The 15,006-nt window shown below is 72.7% G+C and carries 15 protein-coding genes and 1 tRNA gene; 14 read left to right on the top strand and 2 right to left on the bottom strand.

The genetic code is table 11. The features are described 5' to 3' along the window. Window positions 1-40 precede the first annotated feature (40 nt). Window positions 41-2,707: a penicillin acylase family protein gene (locus V2J52_RS13205; RefSeq protein ID WP_331228189.1), complete on the top strand. Its 2,667-nt coding sequence runs from the start codon at window positions 41-43 to the stop codon at window positions 2,705-2,707. A 37-nt stretch (window positions 2,708-2,744) separates the two neighbouring features. Here the strand turns inward: V2J52_RS13205 and V2J52_RS13200 are convergent, their stop codons facing one another. Beyond that, window positions 2,745-3,398 carry a 5-formyltetrahydrofolate cyclo-ligase gene (locus V2J52_RS13200; protein ID WP_331228188.1) on the bottom strand — a complete coding sequence of 218 codons (654 nt, stop codon included), beginning with the start codon at window positions 3,396-3,398 and terminating at the stop codon, window positions 2,745-2,747. Window positions 3,399-3,507: 109 nt separating this feature from the next. On the opposite strand from V2J52_RS13200, the gene galU reads away from it, so the two are divergent. From galU to V2J52_RS13135, 13 genes are all read left to right on the top strand, one after another. After that, complete coding sequence (galU, locus tag V2J52_RS13195) at window positions 3,508-4,485, top strand: UTP--glucose-1-phosphate uridylyltransferase GalU (RefSeq protein ID WP_331228187.1); 978 nt, start codon at window positions 3,508-3,510, stop codon at window positions 4,483-4,485. 5 nt (window positions 4,486-4,490) lie between these two features. Further along, on the top strand, window positions 4,491-5,699 hold the full coding sequence (locus V2J52_RS13190; RefSeq protein WP_331228186.1) for a molybdopterin molybdotransferase MoeA: 1,209 nt from the start codon (window positions 4,491-4,493) through the stop codon (window positions 5,697-5,699). Next, window positions 5,699-6,322: a GNAT family N-acetyltransferase gene (locus tag V2J52_RS13185; RefSeq protein WP_331228185.1), complete on the top strand. Its 624-nt coding sequence runs from the start codon at window positions 5,699-5,701 to the stop codon at window positions 6,320-6,322. Before V2J52_RS13190 ends, V2J52_RS13185 begins: the two co-directional genes overlap by 1 nt. A 53-nt stretch (window positions 6,323-6,375) precedes the next feature. Further along, window positions 6,376-7,527 carry a hypothetical protein gene (locus tag V2J52_RS13180; protein WP_331228184.1) on the top strand — a complete coding sequence of 384 codons (1,152 nt, stop codon included), beginning with the start codon at window positions 6,376-6,378 and terminating at the stop codon, window positions 7,525-7,527. A gap of 91 nt (window positions 7,528-7,618) precedes the next feature. After that, window positions 7,619-7,691, top strand: a tRNA-Ala gene (locus V2J52_RS13175). 170 nt (window positions 7,692-7,861) lie between these two features. Beyond that, on the top strand, window positions 7,862-8,455 hold the full coding sequence (locus V2J52_RS13170; protein WP_331228183.1) for an NADPH-dependent FMN reductase: 594 nt from the start codon (window positions 7,862-7,864) through the stop codon (window positions 8,453-8,455). 55 nt (window positions 8,456-8,510) lie between these two features. Beyond that, window positions 8,511-9,257, top strand: coding sequence for a 2,3-bisphosphoglycerate-dependent phosphoglycerate mutase (locus V2J52_RS13165; protein WP_331228182.1), 747 nt, complete (start codon window positions 8,511-8,513; stop codon window positions 9,255-9,257). Window positions 9,258-9,392: 135 nt separating this feature from the next. Further along, window positions 9,393-10,016 (top strand): cysteine hydrolase family protein, encoded by a 624-nt coding sequence (locus V2J52_RS13160; protein WP_331228181.1) that lies wholly within the window; start codon window positions 9,393-9,395, stop codon window positions 10,014-10,016. Beyond that, entirely contained in the window at window positions 10,003-10,620 is a 618-nt protein-coding gene (locus V2J52_RS13155; RefSeq protein WP_331228180.1) for a class I SAM-dependent methyltransferase, read from the top strand. The genes V2J52_RS13160 and V2J52_RS13155 overlap by 14 nt, the downstream gene beginning before the upstream one ends. Window positions 10,621-10,630: 10 nt before the next feature. Beyond that, window positions 10,631-11,278 carry a DUF6226 family protein gene (locus V2J52_RS13150; protein WP_331228179.1) on the top strand — a complete coding sequence of 216 codons (648 nt, stop codon included), beginning with the start codon at window positions 10,631-10,633 and terminating at the stop codon, window positions 11,276-11,278. A 27-nt stretch (window positions 11,279-11,305) separates the two neighbouring features. Continuing rightward, complete coding sequence (locus tag V2J52_RS13145) at window positions 11,306-11,665, top strand: nucleotide pyrophosphohydrolase (protein ID WP_331228178.1); 360 nt, start codon at window positions 11,306-11,308, stop codon at window positions 11,663-11,665. Between the two features lie 310 nt (window positions 11,666-11,975). Further along, window positions 11,976-13,664: a sodium:solute symporter family protein gene (locus tag V2J52_RS13140; RefSeq protein WP_331228177.1), complete on the top strand. Its 1,689-nt coding sequence runs from the start codon at window positions 11,976-11,978 to the stop codon at window positions 13,662-13,664. Between the two features lie 3 nt (window positions 13,665-13,667). After that, the gene (locus V2J52_RS13135) at window positions 13,668-13,799 is read left to right on the top strand and encodes a putative transporter small subunit (protein ID WP_331228176.1); all 132 of its coding nucleotides are present in this window, start codon (window positions 13,668-13,670) and stop codon (window positions 13,797-13,799) included. Between the two features lie 133 nt (window positions 13,800-13,932). Here the strand turns inward: V2J52_RS13135 and V2J52_RS13130 are convergent, their stop codons facing one another. Beyond that, window positions 13,933-14,919, bottom strand: a complete 987-nt coding sequence (locus V2J52_RS13130; RefSeq protein WP_331228175.1) for a diaminopimelate dehydrogenase — start codon at window positions 14,917-14,919, stop codon at window positions 13,933-13,935. Between the last annotated feature and the right edge of the window lie 87 nt (window positions 14,920-15,006).

Below are 15,006 nucleotides of genomic sequence, written 5' to 3'. Positions count from 1 at the left end.
CGGCGCCGCGCCACGCCGCTTCTGCGGATACGCTCGCCGGGTGTCAGTGTCCTCCCTCGCGCAGCGGCTCGCCATCATCATCGCGGCAGTGCTCGTCGTCGTCCTCGTGGTCGGCGCGATCCTCACCACGGTGCTCGTGCGCCGCCCGCTGCCCGACTACGGTGGCTCCTCGACGCTGCCGATCCTGTCGGGCGAGGTCGAGATCCTCCGCGACGACCAGGGCGTGCCGCAGATCTACGCCGACACCGACACCGACCTGTTCCGTGCCCAGGGCTACGTCCACGCCCAGGACCGGTTCTTCGAGATGGACTACCGGCGCCACGTCACGGCCGGCCGTCTCTCCGAGCTGGTGGGGGAGAACGAGGCAGCCCTGGCGGCCGACAGCGTCATCCGTACCTTCGGCTGGCGGCGGGTCGCCGAGCAGGAGTGGGACCTGCTGACCGCCGAGTCCCGGGGCTTCTTCGAGGCCTACGCGGAGGGCGTCAACGCCTACCTCGGCTCGCGCGAGGCGAGCCAGCTCGGCATGGAGTACACCGTCCTCGGGCTGGTGACCGAGCTCGCCGAGATCGAACCGTGGACCCCGGTCGACTCGCTCGCGTGGCTCAAGGCGATGGCCTGGGACCTGTCGACCAACAACGACCAGGAGCTCGGCCGCGCCGCGGCGCTGCGCCCGCTCGCCGGTGACCTGGGCCGGGTGGCCGAGCTCTATCCGGCCTTCTCGGAGGACCAGAACCTGCCGATCATCGCGCCGTCGCGCGAACCCGCCGCCGCGCCGGCCCCAGAAACCGACGCGGATGCCGGTGCCGCTGGTACCGGCGCGGCTGACGAGCCCGCCGCCGACGCCGCGGCCGCCGAGCCCGACGCCGCCGCGATCGGCAACGCCGCGCTGACCAGTGCTCGCGAGGCGCTGCGCGCCACCCCCCGGCTGCTCGGCGAGGGGGACGGCATCGGCTCGAACTCCTTCGTCGTCGCCGGCGAGCACACCGCCTCCGGCCTTCCGCTGCTGGCCAACGACCCTCATCTGGGCATCAGTGCCCCCGGCATCTGGCACCAGACCGGGCTGCACTGCCGCGAGGTGAGCACGCTGTGCACCTTCGACGTCGCCGGCTTCGGCTTCGCCGGGCTGCCCGGCGTCGTCATCGGGCACAACGCCGAGCTCGCGTGGGGGCTGACGAACATGGGGGCCGACGTCGTCGACTTCTACCTCGAGCGCGTCTACGACGACGGCACCTACCTGCGCGACGGCGAGCGCGTACCGCTCAGCCGCCGGACCGAGACGATCGCCGTCAACGGCGCGGAGGACGTCGCGCTGAGCGTGGCGTCGACCGGCCACGGCCCCATCGTCTCCGGGGTGCTGCCGACGACGACCGCCGCCAACACCACGCCGGTGCCCGAGGGGTCGCCGTCGCCCGGCTTCGGCGGCTACGCCGTCGCGATGTCCTGGACCGCACTGTCTCCCGGCCGCACCGGTGACGCGCTCTTCGCGATCAACCGCGCGACGGACGCCGACACCATCGCGGCAGCGGCCGTGCTCTTCGAGGTCCCCGCCCAGAGCATCGTGTTCGCCACCACTGCCGGGGATATCGGCTTCCAAGCGCCGGGCAAGATCCCGGTGCGCCGCACGGTGGACGGCGCTCCCGTGCCCTCCGACGGCCGCTGGCCGCGGCCCGGCTGGGACTCCCGGTACGACTGGGCGGGCTACGTCGAGCCGGCGGACATGCCCCGCGCGCTCAACCCGGCCGACGGGTTCATCGTCGCCGCCAACCAGGCCGTCACGCTGCGCGACGCGGGGCCGTTCCTCTCCCGCGACTTCGACTACGGCTACCGCTCGCAGCGGCTGCGCGACCTCATCGTCACGGCGGTCGACAGCGGCACCCCGATCGACGCCGCCTGGGCGAACGAGGCGATGAACGACACCGCCAGCCCGTTCGCGGAGATGCTCGTGCCCGCCCTGCTCGACATCCGCGTCGAGGACGACTTCGTGCAGGAGGCCGTCGACCTGCTGGCGACCTGGCAGGACGACGACTACCGGCAGGACGCCGACTCCGCGGCAGCGGCCTACTTCGCGGCGGTCTGGGCGAACCTGCTGGCGCTGACCTTCGGCGACGACCTGCCGGCGTCGATCGCCCCCGACGGCGGGAGCCGCTGGCTGGCCGTCGTGGCACAGCTGATGGCCGACCCCACCAACCCGTTCTGGGACGACCGCACGACCATTAACCTCGTCGAGAGCCGGGACGAGATCCTCCTCCAGGCGCTGGTGAGCGCACGCAACGAGCTGACGAACACGCTCGGCAAGGACCCGAGCTCCTGGGAGTGGGGCCGGCTGCACGTGGCCGCGCCGCAGCACCCCGTGTTCGGCAGCGACGTGCCGGCGCCCCTGTCGTGGTTCGTCAACCCCGCGCCGATCGGCGTCGGCGGCGGCTCCTCCATCGTCAACGCCACCGGGTGGGACGCCGGCGACCGCGAGGACGGCCGGACCGACTTCGCCGTCACCGCCGTCCCGTCGATGCGGATGGTGGTCGAGCTCGGCGACCTCGACTCCTCGGTGTGGGTGAACTTCACCGGGGTGTCCGGCCACCCGGCGGCCGCGCACTACGACGACCAGTTCGAGGCATGGGCGGCGGGGGAGACCTACCCGTGGCCGTTCAGCCGAGCGGCGGTCGAGGCCGCCACGAGCAGCACCAGGACCTTGCACCCGGCAGGCTGACCGACCGCCGCGAGCACCGGTCGAGGGGGTGCCGACGTCAGCCCGCGGAGCGCCCGTCGAGCTGCTGCGCCGAGCGGTCGAGGAGGAACCAGCGCTCCTCGGTGATGACGGCGTCGACCCGGACGTCGTGCTCCTCCCACGGCAGCAGCTGCTCCTCGACGAGCTCGGCCGCGTGGACCATCGCGAACACCGGGATGTCGGCTCGGCGAGTGAGTAGCGCACGGTCGTACCAGCCGCCCCCCTGCCCGAGGCGGGTGCCCTCGCGGTCGACCGCCAGCGCCGGCGCGATGATGGCCTCGGCCATGCCGAGGGCGTCCTTGCCGAGCGGCGGCCCCGACGGCTCCGGCGGCCGGCCCGGCGCCCGCAGGTCGAGGTCCGCGCTGCCGCGGTACTCACCCCAGTCGCGGGCCAGGCCCGGACCGAGCATCGGCAGCAGGACCGTGATGCCCCGGGCGTGCAGGGCGTCGAGCAACGCCCCGGTACCCGGCTCGGTGGCGTTGGAGACGTAGGCGGCAACGCACCTGACGTCACCCACCGCCTCGACGCCGTGCTCGGCGAACGCGTCGGCCGCCTCGTGCCGCTGGCGAGCCGAACGGCTCGACCGGTAGTCGCGGACGGCGCTGCGAAGCGCCTGTTTCACATCATCGAGCTCTAGTCCGGTCGTGCTGGGGAAGCGGATCGCCGTCGACATGCCCTCAGTCTTTCAGGTGTGCGAGCGCTTTGTGGCCTGGCGCTCACCGAGATTCCAGGCACCGGCCGGACGAGTGCGACGCGGTGGGCCGGCCGGGTAGCCTGCCGTCATGGAGCAGCGAAGCAGCGAGCGCCCCCGCGTGCGCAAGGCCGTGGTCCCCGTCGCGGGCCTCGGGACCCGGTTCATCCCCGCCACCAAGGCCATCCCCAAGGAGATGCTCCCGGTGGTGGACCGCCCGGCGATCCAGTACGTCGTCGAGGAGGTCGCCGCCGTCGGGATCAAGGACGTCCTCCTCGTCACCGGCGCCGGCAAGAGCGCTATCGAGGACCACTTCGACCGCAACGTCGCGCTCGAGGTCGCGCTCGAGACGAAGGGCGACGCCGACCGGCTCGCCCAGGTGCGGGAGATCGCCGAGCTCGCCGACGTCCACGGTGTGCGGCAGGGCAAGCCGCTCGGGCTCGGGCACGCGGTGCTCTGCGGCCGTGAGCACGTCGGCGACGAGCCGTTCGCGGTGCTGCTCGGTGACGACCTCATCGACGCCCGCGACGACCTGCTGGCCACGATGATCGACGTCCAGCAGCAGCTCGGCGGGTCCGTCGTCGCGCTGCTCGAGGTCGAGCCCGAGCAGATCAGCCTCTACGGCGCGGCGACCGTCGAGCCGGCGAGCGCGTCCGGCGTGGCCGACGGTGACGTCGTCAAGGTCGTCGGCATGGTCGAGAAGCCCGACCCGGCCGACGCGCCGTCGAACCTTGCCGTCATCGGCCGCTACGTGCTGTCACCGGCCGTCTTCGACGTCCTCGCCGACACCCCGCCCGGGCGTGGTGGGGAGATCCAGCTGACGGACGCGCTGCAGACCCTCGCGCAGCTGCCGGCGGCCGACGGCGGTGGGGTCCACGGCGTCGTGTTCCGCGGCCGGCGCTACGACACCGGCGACAAGCTCGACTACCTCAAGGCGGTCGTGCAGCTGGCGGTCGACCGCGAGGACCTTGGCCCGGAGTTCTCCGCCTGGCTGGAGCAGTTCGTCGCCGGCCGTCACCTCGAGCTCAGCTCGGACCCCGACCGCAGCGTTCCCCGGCCTCGGGACTGACCCCGGTGCGGTCAGTCCAGGAGCATCTGGCCGCCTGCCTCGCGGCGGTCGGCCCCCAGCCGCCGCTCGAGGTGGCCCTCGCCGACGCCGTCGGCTGCATCCTCACCGAGGACGTCCTCGCACCGTCCGACCTGCCCGTCGCCGACCTCGCGGGGCTGGACGGCTACGCGGTACGCGCCTCGGACATCCGGGCGGCGAGCCCCGCCACACCGGTGACGATACGGGTGCTGGACGAGCTGCGCGCCGGCAGCACCGAGCGGCTGCGGCTGCCGAGCAACGCTGCGGTACGGATCGCGTCCGGGGCACCGATGCCGACCGACGCCGACGCCGTCGTGCCGGTGGAGCAGACCGACCGTGGCGCGGCGGCGGTCGCGATCCGCACCGCCAGCGCCGCCGGTGAGAACGTCAACCGGCGGGCCCAGGACCTGCAGGCCGGCCAGGTGGTGCTGCCGGCGGGCGAGCGGGTCGGCGCCCGGCAGGTCGCGCTGCTCGCCGCGGCCGGCCGCGGCCGGGTGACGGTGCACCCCCGGCCCCGCGTCGTCATCGTCTCGGTGGGCGACGAGCTGGTCGAGCCCGGCGCGCCGGCGTCGCCGGGCCAGGTGTTCGACGCCAACGGCCACGCGCTCGCCGCCGCGCTCACCGACGCCGGAGCTGCCGCCTACCGGGTGGCGGCGGTGCCGGACCAGCGCGGCCCGCTGAGCGAGACGCTCGAGGACCAGCTCGTTCGCGCCGACCTCATCATCACCACCGGCGGGCTCAGCGCTGACGACACCGTCAAGGAGGTCCTCGCACCGCTCGGTACGGTCCGGTTCGACAACGTCGCGATGTGGCCGGGACGACAGCTGGGGCTGGGGACCGTCGGGGACGGCACCCCGATCTTCGCGCTGCCCGGCGACCCGGTCGCGGCGCAGGTCGCCTACGAGGTCTTCGTCCGCCCCGCCGTGCTGTCGATGGCCGGCTACACCGAGCTCTACCGCGCCTCCGTCCCGGCGACCGTCACGCGGGGCTGGTACTCACCCGCGGGACGTCGAGAGTTCGTCCGGGTGCAGCTGACCGGCTCCCCGGCCGAGGGGTACCGGGCGACGTCGTCGGGCTCTCCCGCCGCGCTGCTGCTCTCCGGGCTGGCCCGCTCCAACGCGCTCGCGGTGGTCCCCGAGGACGTCACCGATGTCGCGGCCGGCGACGTGCTGCACTGCCTGGTGCTGGACGCCTGATGAGCTGGCCGGTGACGCTCACCGACGGCCTGGTGCGGCTGCGACCGCTGCGCCGGCGAGACCGGATGGCGTGGCAGCGGCTGCGGCGGGCCAACGCCGGCTGGCTGCGGCCCTGGGAGGCGACCAGTCCCGACGGTGAGCTGCCGGCCCCGTCCTTCGTCAGCTATGTCGCCGACCTCAACCGGCAGGCGCGGCGCGGCGGGACCCTGCCGCTGGCCATCGAGTACCGCGGCATCCTCGTGGGACACATCATCGCTGGGCCGGTGTTCGGCGGGGCGCTGCGCGGGACGTCGGTGGGCTACTGGGTGTCGCAGCGAGCGGCCGGCCGGGGGATCGCACCCACCGCGGTGGCGCTGGTGACCGACCACTGCTTCCAGGAGCTGGGCCTGCACCGGGTGGAGATCAACATCCGGCCGGAGAATGCCGCGAGCCTCCGGGTGGTGGCCAAGCTCGGCTTCCACGACGAGGGGCGTCGACGGCGCTACCTCCACATCGACGGCGACTGGCGCGACCACCGGACCTTCGCGCTCCTCGCCGAGGACGTCCCGCGGGGCGTGCTCCGCCGGTACCGGGAGAACGTCCCGGGGACCTCGGCCCAGACAGGTGGACGTCATCCGCGGTGACGTCCTCGGCGCGCCATGACCTTCTCGCCGTCGGCGCGGGCTAGCGTCGGGGTGTGGAGGTTCAGGGCTGGGTGGTCGTCGGGCTCGCCGTCGTCCTGTTCGGATACCTGGTCCCGTCCCTCGCGCGGACGCGGCAGCAGCTGGCCGACTCCCGCATCGAGGACCGGTTCTCCGGAGCGATGCGAGTGGTCGCGACCGGCGGCACCGCCAAGCGGTCGGCCAGCGGTGACCACCACGGCCGGTCCGAGGCCAGGCCCTACCTGCACGATCCGAGGCGACGAACGGAGAACCCCGCCGTGAACAGGTCCATGAGCCCAGCCGGGCACTCGGCCGCCGACGCACGGCGGCTCGCCGCGCTGCGGGCGGCGCGGGCCGCCGAGATCAGCCGTCGCCAGGCGGCCGCCCGTCGCCGGCTCATCCTCACCGTGGCCCTGCTGGTGGCTGGCGTCGCCGGCTGGGCCGCCGTCGCAGCCACCACCGCCAACGTGGCGCTGGGCATCGTGCCGACGGTGCTGCTCGCCGGGGTGCTGGTGCTCGGCCGCCGGGCCGCCAAGGCTGGCGCCCGCCGCAACGCCGCCGACCGGGCGATGATCGCCCGGCTGCAGCTCTCGCCCGCCAGCCGTGGTGACGCGGCCTCCCGGCGGGCGGCGCTCACCGCCGCGGCCGCCGCCCGAGGCCGCCGCGTGACCGGGCCCGGTGCGGCTGGACGCGCGTCCGACGGCGCAGCGGACGACGGCGCAGCGCCGGCGACCGCGACCGAGCAGGTCCCGGACGCGGGGCAGGACGCCGGCCCGGCCGAGGACATTGCCGCCGAGGAGGCGGCACCGTCCGACGACGCCGCCCCCGTTGCTGCCGTCCCCACCGATGCCGCCGAGCCGGCCCAGCCGGGCGAGATCGACGACGCCGCCGAGGCACGGCCGTGGACGCCGGTGCCGGTGCCCGCCCCGGCCTACACGCTCAAGCCCACCGCGCCCCGCCGTGACATCGCCGGCTACGTGCCGACCGAGGCGCCGGTGGTCGCCGAGCCCGCCGCCACCACGACCGACGCGTCCCTCGTGGCCCTCGAGGGCTCGCCGTACGCCGCGGTTGCCGGCACCACGGCGGTCGCCGAGCTGCCCGACGAGACCGCCGACGCCGGGGCCGAGCGGGGCAGCGGCCTCGACCTCGCCTCGGTGCTGGCCCGCCGCCGCGCCGTCGGTGCCTGACCCGTTGCCGGTGTGACCCACGTCAACACCGGCACGAGTTCATCGGGCCGTGCTCCCGGTGCTAAACTCGGATCTGCTCTTCGGAGCGCCTGGGGCTATGGCGCAGTTGGTAGCGCGTCTCGTTCGCAACGAGAAGGTCGGGGGTTCGAATCCCCCTAGCTCCACCCAGGTCGAAGGCCGCTGAACCGGAAGCACCGGGTCGGCGGCCTTCGTCGTTGGTGGATGGGCACGACTGCCCCACCGCGACAACCCCGGCGTAGGCGAGGAACATGGTTCCTGCAGGACCGCATCGTCGGGGCCGCCGTCGGCGCGGCTGGAAGGGCAGGAGCACACGATGGCCACGCACCAGATCGGCTACCTCGTAGGGAGCCTCGCCGCCGGCTCCATCAACCGGACGCTGTCGAAGGCACTCATCAGGCTCGCGCCCGACTCGCTGGCGTTCACCGAGATCCCCATCGGGAACCTGCCGCTGTACAGCTGGGACTACGACGCCGCCTACCCGCCGGAGGGGCGGGAGCTGAAGGAGGCGATCGAGGCGTCCGACGGCATCCTGTTCGTCTCCCCGGAGTACAACCGGTCGATCCCCGGCGCGCTGAAGAACGCGATCGACTGGGCGTCGCGGCCGTGGGGCCAGAACTCCTTCTCGGGCAAGCCCACCGGCATCGTCGGCGCCTCCCCGAGCGGGATCGGGACCGCTGTGATGCAGTCGAACATGCGCAGCGTGCTCAGCTTCCTCAACGCCCCGCAGCTCAATGCCCCCGAGGCCTACGTCACCTTCGACCCCGAGTCCTTCGGCGAGGACGGCGAGTGCCGCAACGAGGCGACGGCCACGTTCCTGCGGCACTACATGGACGAGTACGCGGCCTTCGTCGCGCGGGTGCTGGCCGCCAACGCCCCGGGCCACATCGGCGACCGCGAGCCCATGTGACGAGGCGGCCCCGGCCGGTCTCGCCGCCCGCAGCCCAGGCTGCGGGACCGAGCCGGTGACCGCCGGCTCCCTCGTGCTCGTCCGCCACGGCGAGAGCGCGGCCAACGCCCTCGGCCTGTTCACCGGCACCCTCGACGTCGGGCTCACGCCCACCGGCGAACAGGGCACCCACGACGCCGCGGACCGGCTGGCGGCCACCGGCTGGCGCCCCGACGTCGTCATGGCGTCCGAGCTCGTCCGGTCCTGGCACACCGCCGACATCCTCGCGGCGGCGCTCGGCGGCGGCGCCGTGCAACGTCGGTGGCGGCTGGGGGAGCGCAGCTACGGCGCGCTCACCGGCTACCGCAAGCGCGACGTCGTCGAGCGGTACGGCCACGAGCTCTTCCGCCACTGGCGCCGCTCCCTGGACGGTCGGCCGGAACCGCTGCCGGCGGCCACGGTCGCGTTGTGGCGCTCGCTGCCGCCGTTCGACCGGCTGCCCGCGGACGCGGTGGCCGCCACCGAGTCGCTCGCCGACGTCGTGGCACGGGTCCGCCCGCTCTGGCGCGGCGAGCTCGGCGAGGCGCTGCGGGCCGGCCGGCACGTCCTCGTCGCCGGCCACGGCAACTCGTTGCGCGCGCTGTGCGCGCTCATCGACGACCTCACGCCCGATGAGCTCAGCGAGCTCAACCTGCCCAACGCCCGGCCGCTCGTCTACAGCTTCACTCCCGGGCTGGTGCCGCTCGTGCGCGGCGGGCGCTACCTCGATCCGCACGTCGCCGCGGAAGAGGCCGCGCAGATCGCGGCGCAGGGCGGCACCTGACCCGCTCGCGGAGCCGATCAGGGGCCACGCCGGCCGCGCCCGCCACCGTTCCGGGTGCGACTCCGAGGCCGCGTTGGGCAGAATGTGGCCACGCGTCGCGCCACCGGCGGCGCCGACACCGACGAGGGAGACGCGATGCCGCAGCAGTTGGCGCTGGTCGTCATCGACCTGCAGAACTCCTACTTCGAGGAGCCGGCGCTGGCCGCGGTCCGAGACGATCTCGTCGCTCGGGTCAACGAGCTGATCCGAGCGGCCCGCGCGGGCGGGTGCCCCGTGGTCCTCGCCCGGACGGAGCATGCCCGGGACCGGTCGACCTGGACCCTCAACATGCTCGAGGACGACGAGGGCTTCGCCTTCCCCGGCACCGCCCAGGCCGAGCTCCTCGACGGGCTGGACACCGCCGGTGGCATCGACGTCGTCAAGACCCGCGACAGCGCCTTCCACGGCACCCGGCTGCGCGAGGTGCTGCGCGAGCGCGACGTCGGTGAGGTGCTGCTCTGTGGCGTCTCGACCCACAGCTGCATCGCGCAGTCCGCGACGACGGCCTTCGCCGAGAACCTCCACGCCGCCGTCGCCCGTGACGCGGTCGCCTCCGAGGCCCCGGAGCTGGCCGCCGCGATGCTCGACTTCCTGGACGACGAGATGCGCCAGCCGATACTCCAGCAGGACGACGCCGTCGCCGTCCTCCGGCGCGGGACGCTGGCCGCCGAGCGGCCCGACGAGTCGTTCGAGGAGCGTGACGACGATGCCGCGCCGTGACCGGCTGATCGGCCACTGGGACGGCCTGGCCGACAGCTACGACCAGCGCAGCGCGGCGGTCGAGCGGAGGTACCTCGCCGCCAGCCGCCGCTGGGTGTGCCGGCGGGCCACCGGCGACACCCTCGAGCTCGCCGTCGGCACCGGTCTCAACCTGCCGCACTACCCGCCGGACGTCTCGCTCACTGCCGTCGACTGGAGCGAACGGATGGTCGCCGAGACGGCTCGCCGCGCCGGCACGCTGTCACTGCCGGTCACCGTCCAGCGGGCCGACGCCGCGAGGCTGCCCTTCGGCGACCGGCAGTTCGACACCGTGGTCGCCACCTTCGCGCTGTGCTGCGTGCCCGACGAGCGCGCCGTCATCGGTGAGGCAGCGCGGGTGCTGCGACCCGGCGGCCGGCTGCTCCTCGCCGACCACGTCGTCGCCAGCCAGCTCCTCCTGCGCGGGTTGCAGCACGTGGCCGAGCTCGTCACCGTGCTGTGGCAGGGCGAGCACCTCACCCGCCGACCGCTGCCGGTGGTGCGGCAGCTCGGGCTCGAGATCGTCGAGACCGAACGGCTCAGCCACGGCGCGATCGAGCGCGTCCATGCCCGCACGCCGAGGTAGGTTCCCGGACATGCCCAGCTACGTCCGTCCGGTGGTCGCCGACCAGGTGTTCCGCGACGCGGCCGGCGGCGTCATCGCCTACGGCGACCGGTGGGGTGACGGCTCGCCGCCGGAGGACAGCTACTCGGTCACCGACCACCCCGAGCGGTTCGCGCCGCTCCACCCGGTCGCCGACGCGCTCGTCGACCATCTCGTCGCGACCTACGACGTCGAGGTGCTCGACGACGTCGCGACGGCCGGTGACCTCCTCCGGCCACCTGACGACGCCGTGCGCAGCGTGCGACTGTCGCCCCGAGCCGCCGACGCCGCGTCGCTGACCGTCGTCTGGACCCTCGACCCAGCCGTCGTCGTCCACGCCGGGCTGCTGCACGACTTCGGCTTCCCGGCGTGCGCCTGCGACGCCTGCGACGAGACCTGGCAGACCCAGGCGACCGAGCTGGAGCTGCACGTCACGGCCGTCGTCGCAGGCAGGTTCGGGGAGCGTGTCACGCGCGGACCGCGGCCGTGGGTCCACTACGCCATGGCGGATGACGAGGGCTCGGTCTCCTCCGGCGGCGTCGTCGCGACCGGCGTCCCCGCGGCTCGACGGCGGGCCGCACGGGCGCGCCTGCGGACGCTCGCCGGACCGTGGGCGCCCTGGCCGGTCCGTGCTACCTGACCGGCCGCAGCGTGATACACCGGCGTCATGGACATCTCCGACGTCGTCGCCAGCCTGCGGTCATTCAGCGAGGAGCGGGACTGGATGCAGTTCCACAGCCCGCGCAACCTCGTCCTCGCGCTCGTCGGTGAGGTCGGTGAGCTCGCCGAGCTCGTCCAGTGGCGCACCGACGAGGAGGTGCGCGCGCTCGCGACGGATCCGCAGACCCGGGACGCCGTGGCCGACGAGCTCGCGGACGTCTTCAACTACCTCGTCAGCCTCGCCGACGAGCTCGACATCGACCTCGACGACGCCGTCCACCGCAAGATCGCCAAGAACGCGGTGAAGTACCCTCCCCACCTCGCCCGGGGCACCAGCGCCAAGTACACGGAACTGCCCGACACATGACCTTTCGGACAGCAACACGCCGACCACGTGCCAGATCACTGCGATCGCCACACCTGTGGTTTAGGTGTATTTGACCAAATTTGCTAGTGTCGGCCCGCCGGCATCAGCCCGCGCCCGACCGCCAGCCAGCGGGACCGGTCGCGATGGCCCTCCGGCAGCGCGTCCGATGATCGGACGCCGCGCACGCCTGTGAAATCACAGCCGGATGACCCGCGCGTGGTCGAGACGACCCGCGGGTCGATGCCTCAAGGGGTTGACGTGCGCCGTGAAGTGAAGGGTTGTCCGGTGCCTTTCGAACGAAAGGAACTCCATGCCGGCTGCTGTGCAACAGCTCAGTGCCCCGGTCGTCGTCGGACTGCTCGTGGTCTTCTACGGCGGCACGATGGTGATGGCGATGATGATCAGCAAGAAGCGGGAGAACGCTGACGGCTACATGACCGCAGGGCAGCGGCTCGGCTTCGGCATCTCGGCGGCGTCGATGACGGCGACCTGGATCTGGGCGTCGTCGATGTATGCCTCGGCGACGTCCGGCTACACCTACGGCATCTCCGGCCCGATCCACTACGGGCTGTGGGGCGCGCTGATGATCTTGTTCATCTACCCGTTCGGCCGCCGGATCCGCAAGGTCGCGCCACGGGCGGCCACCCTCGCCGAGGTCATGTACGCCCGCCACGGCCGCTCCAGCCAGCTCATGCTCGCCGGCTCCAACGTGCTCGGTAGTGTCATCAGCCTCACCTCGAACTTCATCGCCGGCGGTGCGCTCATCGCGATGCTGTCGCCGTTCAGCTTCACCCAGGGCATCCTCGCCGTCGCCGCCGGGGTGCTGCTGTACACGCTGTGGTCCGGCTTCCGCGCGTCGGTGCTCACCGACTTCGCCCAGGTCGTCGCGATGCTCGGCGCGGTCGTCGTCATCATCCCGGTGGTGTTCTTCGCCGCCGGAGGACCGGCGATGTTCGAGACCGGCGCGGCCAACCTCACCGTGCAGCAGGGCAACTTCTTCTCCTCGGACGCGTTCTTCAACCAGGGGGCGCCGTACATTGCTGCGGTGCTCGCCTACGCGATCGGCAACCAGACCATCGCGCAGCGGCTCTTCGCGGTCCGGGAGGACCTCATCAAGCCGACGTTCATCACCGCGACCGTCGGCTACGGCGCGACGATCATCGGCATCGGCATGCTCGGGGTCATGGCGCTCTACCTCGGGATCAGCCCGGCCGGCGGTGAGGTCAACAACCTCATCCCGCAGATGGCGGCGACCTACCTCGGTCCGGTCCTGCTCTGCGTGTTCCTCATCATGATCATCGGCGCACTGTCCTCCACGGCCGACTCCGACCTCTCGGCACTGAGCTCGATCATGATGGCCGACGTCTACGGCCAGACCGTCAGCGGCCGTCGGAAGGCGAACCCGCAGACCATGCTGCTCGTCGGCCGGGTCACCATGATCGTCGCGACCGGTGCGGCGCTGTTCTTCGCCAGCGGGCAGATGAACATCCTCGACCTGCTCGTGTTCGTCGGCGCGATGTGGGGCGCCCTGGTGTTCCCCGTCATCGCCAGCTTCTACTGGGGCAAGGTCACCAACAAGGCCTTCACGGTGGCCACGCTGGTGGCGCTCGCGGTGTTCGTCCCGGTGCGGTTCGAGCTGGTCCCGATGGTCACCGGCATCTCGTTCGTGGTGGACGTGCTCGCCGTCGTCGGCGTCGGCGTGGTCCTGGGGCTGATGTGCTTCGGGTTCTTCGGGCTGCGCACCGGCGTCATCGTCGGGGCAGTCGCCGCCGTGGTCGTCGCGCCGTTCGGCATCGGCTTCCTCCACGGGCACACCGTGCTCAGTGCCTCGCTCGTCGCCTACTCGGTGAGCACGATCGTCTGCTACCTCATGTCGTTCCGGAACCCGACGACCTTCGACTTCGCGCTCATCGACAAGCGGATCGGGCACTTCGACGACGCGTCCGACGACGACACCGACGGTGAGCGGACGCTCGCCACGACCGGAAAGGTGAACTGACCCGTGACAACCTTCTTCCTCACCCTGTACGTGCTCGTCTGGCCGGTGATCGTCGCCGGCGTGCTCATCTTCATCTCGCGCGGCTTCCTCAAGGACTGGCGCGAGGCCCGGCGGGAGGGCCGCCGGATCATCTAACGCCGTGCTCACGCCCGAGCCCCGCTAGGTGTGGCTTCTTGCCCCGTGGCAAGGTCAAGAAGCCACACCTAGCGGGAGGCGGGGCCTCGGCCCTGGCCCCAGCGCCGGGCGCCGGGAGCGGCGCAGCGCAGCCTCAGAGGATGCCGGCGCGCAGCTCTGCGCCGGACCGCGGGGACAGCAGCGCGGGCGCGACGTCGAACACGGTCAGCGCACCGGCGGTGCCCTGGGCGTTGAGGCGCACCGCGGCCCGGGCGTACGCGACGAGCACGCTCGCGGTGAACTCGGGGTTGCTGCCGAGGTCGAGGCGGTACTCGATCACCTGCGAGCTCCCCTCACCGGTGGTGCCGCTACGGATGACGAACCCGCCGTGCGGAATGCCCGCGTGGTCACGGGCGAGCTCCTCAGCGGTGATGAAGCTGACCGTGGTGTCGTACTGGTCGAAGTAGTTCGGCATCGTGACGATGGCGTCGCGCACCGTCGCCGCGTCGGCGTCGTCCTCGAGGACGACGAAGCACTCGCGGGTGTGGCGCTGGCGGGTGGTGAGCTCGGGCTGCGCTCCGCTGCGGACGGCATCGACCGCGTCCGGCGAGGGAATCGTGTACTGCACCCCGGCGGCGACCCCGGGGACCCGGCGGATCGCGTCGGAGTGCCCCTGGCTCACGCCGCGGCCCCAGAACGTGTAGGTCTCGCCCTCGGGCAGGATCGCCTCGCCGAAGAGGCGGTTGATCGCGAACACCCCCGGGTCCCAGCCCACCGAGATGATGGCGGTGCTGCCGCCCGCGCGGGCCGGCGCATCGACCGCGGCGAAGTACTCCGGGATGCGCGCGTGGGTGTCGAAGCTGTCCACCATGGTGAACATCGCCGCCACCTCCGGACCCTGGTGCGGCAGGTCGTCCTTCGAGCCGCCGCAGAGGATGACGACGTCGATCTTGCCCTGGTGCTCGGCCAGCGTGTCCCACGCCTTCACCGGTACCTCGGGCGAGGGTGGGGTCAGGGTGTGCGGCGGCCGGCGGGTGAAGACGGCGACGAGCTCCATGTCGGGGCTCTGGGCGATGGCGGCCGCCGCCCCCCGCCCGAGGTTGCCGTACCCGGCGATCGCTACCCGTGTCTTGGCGGCCATGGCGCGCCCCTTCCGTCAGTCCGATGGTGGTCCGTCCCCACGGTAACGGCGGGCCGGGCCGCGCCCGTCCGGGGGATCGGTCCGTGG

The sequence above is a fragment of the Georgenia sunbinii genome, assembly GCF_036421875.1.
Lineage (GTDB): Bacteria > Actinomycetota > Actinomycetes > Actinomycetales > Actinomycetaceae > Georgenia_B > Georgenia_B sunbinii.
The sequence above is the reverse complement of the archived record's forward strand: the minus strand, read 5'-3'. Positions and strand labels throughout refer to the sequence as shown.

What these genes read in the sequence shown, in the direction of transcription:
- V2J52_RS13200 (WP_331228188.1), bottom strand. Translation starts at nt 3,398, where the DNA reads ATGTCGACGGCGATCCGCTTCCCCAGCACGACCGGACTAGAGCTCGAT.
- galU (WP_331228187.1), top strand. Translation starts at nt 3,508, where the DNA reads ATGGAGCAGCGAAGCAGCGAGCGCCCCCGCGTGCGCAAGGCCGTGGTC.
- V2J52_RS13185 (WP_331228185.1), top strand. Translation starts at nt 5,699, where the DNA reads ATGAGCTGGCCGGTGACGCTCACCGACGGCCTGGTGCGGCTGCGACCG.
- V2J52_RS13170 (WP_331228183.1), top strand. Translation starts at nt 7,862, where the DNA reads ATGGCCACGCACCAGATCGGCTACCTCGTAGGGAGCCTCGCCGCCGGC.
- V2J52_RS13160 (WP_331228181.1), top strand. Translation starts at nt 9,393, where the DNA reads ATGCCGCAGCAGTTGGCGCTGGTCGTCATCGACCTGCAGAACTCCTAC.
- V2J52_RS13155 (WP_331228180.1), top strand. Translation starts at nt 10,003, where the DNA reads ATGCCGCGCCGTGACCGGCTGATCGGCCACTGGGACGGCCTGGCCGAC.
- V2J52_RS13150 (WP_331228179.1), top strand. Translation starts at nt 10,631, where the DNA reads ATGCCCAGCTACGTCCGTCCGGTGGTCGCCGACCAGGTGTTCCGCGAC.
- V2J52_RS13145 (WP_331228178.1), top strand. Translation starts at nt 11,306, where the DNA reads ATGGACATCTCCGACGTCGTCGCCAGCCTGCGGTCATTCAGCGAGGAG.
- V2J52_RS13140 (WP_331228177.1), top strand. Translation starts at nt 11,976, where the DNA reads ATGCCGGCTGCTGTGCAACAGCTCAGTGCCCCGGTCGTCGTCGGACTG.
- V2J52_RS13130 (WP_331228175.1), bottom strand. Translation starts at nt 14,919, where the DNA reads ATGGCCGCCAAGACACGGGTAGCGATCGCCGGGTACGGCAACCTCGGG.